Origin of the sequence: Streptomyces sp. NPDC006265 (genome assembly GCF_040613555.1) — a bacterium.
Lineage (GTDB): Bacteria > Actinomycetota > Actinomycetes > Streptomycetales > Streptomycetaceae > Streptomyces.
Map to the genome: position 1 here is coordinate 1 of NZ_JBEXSH010000912.1, position 3,537 is coordinate 3,537.

Annotated in this window: 2 protein-coding genes; one reads left to right on the forward strand and one right to left on the reverse strand. The window is 71.7% G+C overall.

Annotated elements, in window-relative coordinates; genetic code table 11:
• Window positions 1-151: 151 nt before the first annotated feature.
• A complete protein-coding gene (locus tag ABZ281_RS42630) occupies window positions 152-1,342 on the reverse strand; it encodes a CaiB/BaiF CoA-transferase family protein (RefSeq protein ID WP_356663423.1) in 1,191 nt (396 codons plus the stop codon).
• A 403-nt stretch (window positions 1,343-1,745) separates the two neighbouring features.
• Between ABZ281_RS42630 and ABZ281_RS42635 the strand changes: the two genes are divergently transcribed.
• The coding region (locus ABZ281_RS42635; RefSeq protein WP_356663425.1) for a PAS domain S-box protein at window positions 1,746-3,537 on the forward strand (1,792 nt) is incomplete at its 3' end.

The following is a 3,537-nucleotide window of genomic DNA, read 5'->3' on the forward strand; positions in this document are numbered from 1 at the left end:
GGACGTACTCGGGGTTTCGGCCGGTGCGGCGAGTGGGGGTACCCCCGAGCGGAGTCGAGAGCGTGGGGGAGCGTGCCGGGCGTCGTGACGGGGCGAACGTTGCCTGCCGCGGCACTAGACGTCCGGGGCGGCTCGCCGCCGGACGATGCCGTCAGACGACGCCGTCCGCGCGCAGGGCCGCCACCTCGTCGGCGGTGCGGCCCAGTTCCGTGAGGACGGCCTCGGTGTGCTCGCCCACGGCCGGCACGGGGTCCATACGGGCGGGCAGGCCCGCGAGGTCGGCGGGCGGGAGGAGGGCCTCCACCGTGGCGCCCGGCACCTCGACCTCGCTCCAGCGGCCACGGGCGGCCAGCACGGGGTGCTCCAGGAACGCGGTGACGTCGTTGACCCCGGCGCAGGCGATGCCGATGCGCTCCAGGTCCTTCAGGATCTCGTCGGAGCCGGAGCGGGCGAAACGCTCGGCGACGACGGCGTTGAGCTCCTCCCGGTGGACGACGCGGTCGGAGCCGGTGGCGAAACGCGGATCACCGACCAGCTCCGGACGGCCGAGGAACTCGGCGCACAGAGCCGCCCACTCCCACTCGTTCTGGATGGAGAACAGCACATCCTTGCCGTCGGCGGCGGTGTACGTCCCGTACGGCGCGATGGTGGCGTGCTGGGTGCCGAGACGCGGGGGCTGGGCGCCGCCGTACCGGGTGTAGTAGGCGGGCTGACCCATCCACTCCGCCAGCGCCTCGAACAGGGACACCTCCACGGGATGCGCCTCGCCGGTGGTGGCACGGGTGTAGAGCGCGGTGAGGACGCCGCTGTAGGCGTACATCCCGGCGGCGATGTCGGCGACGGAGATCCCGGTCCGGGCAGCCCCCTCAGGGGTTCCGGTCAGCGACACCAGCCCGGTCTGGCACTGCACCAGCAGGTCGTAGGCCTTGCGGTCGGACCAGGGGCCGGTCGTGCCGTAGCCGGAGATCGTGCACGGGATCAGGTTCGGGCGGCGCTCGGTCACGGTGGCCGCGTCCAGCCCGAGCCGGGCGGCGGCGCCCGGGGCGAGGTTCTGCACGAAGACGTCGGCGCCGTCGAGGAGGTCGTGCAGAACCTCGTGGCCGCGGGGGTCCTTCAGGTCGAGCGTGAGGGACTCCTTGGAGCGGTTGAGCCAGACGAAGTAGCTGGAGTGGCCGTGCACGGTCGTGTCGTACCGGCGGGCGAAGTCACCGCCGCCCGGCCGCTCCACCTTGATCACCCGGGCACCGAGGTCGGCGAGCTGCCGGGTGGCGTAGGGCGCTGCCACGGCCTGCTCAAGACTGACCACCGTGACCCCGGCCAGGGGATACCGCTGCACGCTCATGCCTCAAGCTCCTGAATCGTCTGCGGAGGGCGCTCGGACAGTCTGCCGCAGGGCGAGGAGGCGCAGGCGGGTCACCGACGCGATCCGGATCACGCCGTCGGGCGGTTTCGCGGGGCTGCGCTGCCGGTGGGGTGCGGTTTCGCCCATGCGACGTGGTCCATGGCCGGCGTACGGAGAGAGGGCCGGAGACGGAGGTCATGGTTCCGCCCATGTGGTCGGTGGCACCGGGCGTCGACGTCCCCCGCTGTCCGATGGCGCCTCCCGTCTCCCGATTGTGCCCGCCTCCCTCCGCCCGAGGGCGGAGCCGCCCTTTCTGGGCCCGCCTATCGCGGCATATATACCCCTTGCACTACTTAAGCTGATTGATGATGGTTGATGTCCATTCGGCAGGGATGAGTATGAGGTGACGAGGGAGCCGCAGCCGCCGGGGTCGCCCGGTGTGGGCAGCCCGGAGCAGGTCGACGGACTGCCCTTCCGCCCGCGCGTTCTCACCACCGCGCTCCGGGTGGCCGGGATCGCGGCCCTGGCAGCCGGTCTGCTGGGCCTGGTCAGTCTGGTCGGCTGGATCTCCGGGGCCGACGCGCTGAAGGAAGTGCTGCCCGGGGTCTCGGTGGCCATGAAGGCCAACGCCGCTGTGGCTGTCGTGGTGCTCGGGCTTTCCCTGTACGTGATCTCCCTCGGCCGGATCGGCCCGGGCGCGCTCGCCGTGTCCCGTGCGGCGGCGGCCCTGGTCACCCTGATCGGCACGCTCACCCTCGCGGAGTATGTGATCGGGGCTGACCTGGGCATCGACGAGTTGCTCTTCAAGGACGACACCGTCTTCCAGGGGACGGGGCCGCCGGGGCGGATGGCACCGAACACGACCGCGGCGCTGATGGCCGGGGGAGTGGGTGCCCTGTGCGCGAGTGTGCCCCGGATCCCCGCCTGGGTGAGTCAGATCCTGGGCCTGGGCGTCGGTGCTCTCGGCATGCTGAGGCTGTACGGGGCCGCCTACGGGGTGCCCGAACTGGAGCAGTTCGGTCCCTACTCGGGCATGGCCCTGCACACCGCGGCGGCGTTGATGCTGTTCGGCACGGCGCTCTTCCTGGCCCGTCCGGGTGAGGGCGGCGCGGGGCTGCTGCTGAACGCGGGGACGACGGGCGCGCTCGGACGGTGGCTGCTCGTCACCGTCGTGATCGTGCCGCCGCTGCTGGGCTGGGCCGTGCTGGTCGCCGAGGACGCCGGGCTGTTCGGGCAGCGGCTGGGAACCGGGCTGCTCGTCTTCGGTCTCGTGGCCGTGTTCACGGCAGTGATCTTCACGACCCTGGCCGTGGGCCGCCGTGTCGAGGTGGCCCACGCCCGTCTCGAGTGGCGGATGCGTCAGAACGAACTGCTGCAGGCCTTCATCGAGTACACGCCCGCGATGGTGTTCATCAAGGACCTCGAGGGCCGTCTCCTGGCGGTCAATACGAGGTTCGAGCAGATCCTGCGCCTGTCCCGGGAGCAGGTCCTGGGCCGCCTGGACCGGGACGTCCTGCCGCCCGACTTCATGCGTCAGGCGCGCGCTTCCGACTCCGCCGTGCTGGCGGAGGGCCGGCCGGTGCAGCGGCAGAAGACATTCGACCTGCCGGGAGGCCGGCGGGAATTCCTGTCCACCCGGTTCCTGCTCAGCGACACCTCCGGCGCGCCGTACGCCCTGGGCGGCGTGTACATCGACATCACCGACCGCGTCGCGGCCGAACGCGAGGTCCAGCGGGCGCACCGGCGGTTCGTCGCGCTGCTGGAGTCCGCTCCCGACGCCACCCTGATCACCGACGGCGACGGCATCGTCGTCATGACCAACCCGCAGGTGAAACGCCTCTTCGGACGCGAGCCGGGTGATCTCGTCGGCACCGAGGTGGTCAGCCTGGTGCCCGCTGCCCGGCGCCGGCGGCACTGCGCGCTCCTGCGTGCCTACCTCCGCCTGCGTGATCCGAAGCCGACTGTTGTGGACAAGGACCTGTACGGGCTGCGCAGCGACGGCTCCGAGTTCCCCGTCGAGGTGAGCGTCAGCAGCCTGCAGGCCGAGCAGGAGACACTCGTGGTCCTGACCGTCCGGGACATCACCGAGCGCAGACGGCTGGAGGCCGAACGAGCCGAGCGCTACGAGCAGGCCATGAGCACGGCCGCCGGGGTGCCGGGGCCCACGTGTGGCCCGCAGGAGGCGAGCAGCGGGG

What these genes read in the sequence shown, in the direction of transcription:
- ABZ281_RS42630 (WP_356663423.1), bottom strand. Translation starts at nt 1,342, where the DNA reads ATGAGCGTGCAGCGGTATCCCCTGGCCGGGGTCACGGTGGTCAGTCTT.